General features: G+C 54.7%; 1 pseudogene. It reads right to left on the bottom strand.

Annotation, left to right across the window (positions count from 1 at the left end):
* A pseudogene (locus EOD29_RS36810) lies at nt 1-181 on the bottom strand (hypothetical protein); the annotation flags it as partial.
* Between the last annotated feature and the right edge of the window lie 64 nt (nt 182-245).

Raw genomic sequence — 245 nt, 5'->3', positions numbered from 1 at the left:
GCTCCGCCCCGCAATATCTCTCCGCAAGCACATGCATGATCAGCGCGTACTCGATTCCCATGAAACGCGACTCGATAGGTTCGTTAGGTTTGACACTGGTTCTGCAAAAATTTGGAGGTTGTGCATTGGCGGCAGCGAGCGGCGCGGACGCTAATACTGCGCCAAGTAGATAACGAAACACACGGCTCTCCTTCGGATGTCGATCTCGTCGATTATGGACCAGACTCTCTACGCCCGAAAGCGGG

Origin of the sequence: Mesorhizobium sp. M1A.T.Ca.IN.004.03.1.1 (genome assembly GCF_003997555.1) — a bacterium.
GTDB lineage: Bacteria > Pseudomonadota > Alphaproteobacteria > Rhizobiales > Rhizobiaceae > Mesorhizobium.
The sequence above is the reverse complement of the archived record's forward strand: the minus strand, read 5'-3'. Positions and strand labels throughout refer to the sequence as shown.